Below are 1032 nucleotides of genomic sequence, written 5' to 3'. Positions count from 1 at the left end.
TGGATAACCATGGGCGTTCCATCCGACGGCTCTTACGGCATTCCCGAAGGTTTGATTTTCGGCTTCCCCGTCATTTGCGACGAAGGCAGCTACCGCATCGTCCAAGGCTTGGATTTGTCGGACGAATTCAGCCAAAAACGTATTGCCGCCACGCTGGCCGAATTAGAAGAAGAGCGTTCAGCCATCCAAGATCTACTCTAAAACAAAGGCCGTCTGAAAACCAAATTTCAGACGGCCTAAATAATTAAATGCCCGTTCTACAATCATTTTTAAAAACTAGAATGGCACTCTTTGTCCTTGTTTATCTTTAAGATGCCATTGACCTGACGGTGTACAACCGCCGCCACTACCGCCGACAGCATAATGATCACAATTCGGGTCAAGCCGTTTCCCTTGAGAATATGAGCCATTTGTCAAATCGTCTCCATCAAAGGAACTGCATGCGCCGGTGAAAGCTACGCAAAACAAGATTAAAAATTTCTTCAACATTCACATCACCTTTTTTATAAAAATCATACCCAAAAATTGTAACCTAGATAAAGTTCCCACGCTATCGATATGAGCCACACCGTGTGAGCAAAAAGAACCAATCTCGCCTTGCCCACATTTGTGTATATAACTAATTGTGCCGCCGATATATGTGCCAAAATTTCTCTGCCAGCACTCAAAGAAAAACTACTGCCAGAAATTTGGAATACACATCTAATGCAATTAAAAACATATAAAATAGTTATCAAACTAATTTTATAAACATGTGACAAATTTTTTGCAACTTTGTTTCTTATGGTTTTGCTTTTTTATAAAGCTCGTTCTAATAATATCAAAATTAACAAGTAGCTTTACTGTATTTGAAAAAGGCCGTCTGAAAACCAAATTTCAGACGGCCTTTACTGTGCAGCTTTATTCCGCTACATCAATGCACAAATATTTCAATTCCAAATACTCGTCCGCACCGTATTTACTGCCTTCACGTCCCAAACCGCTGCGTTTTACGCCGCCAAACGGTGCTACTTCATTACTGATTAAGCCCGT

General features: G+C 40.9%; 1 protein-coding gene and 1 pseudogene. One reads left to right on the top strand and one right to left on the bottom strand.

Annotated elements, in window-relative coordinates; all coding sequences use genetic code 11:
- A pseudogene (locus ACTHS3_RS14505) lies at positions 1-201 on the top strand (malate dehydrogenase); the annotation flags it as partial.
- Positions 202-900: 699 nt separating this feature from the next.
- On the opposite strand, the gene ACTHS3_RS14500 reads toward ACTHS3_RS14505, so the two are convergent.
- Positions 901-1032: aldehyde dehydrogenase family protein (locus tag ACTHS3_RS14500; RefSeq protein ID WP_440368311.1), on the bottom strand; the 132-nt coding region annotated here is incomplete at its 5' end.

The organism is Neisseria sp. P0009.S007 (assembly GCF_051962515.1).
This window is presented reverse-complemented; position numbering and strand designations above follow the sequence as displayed.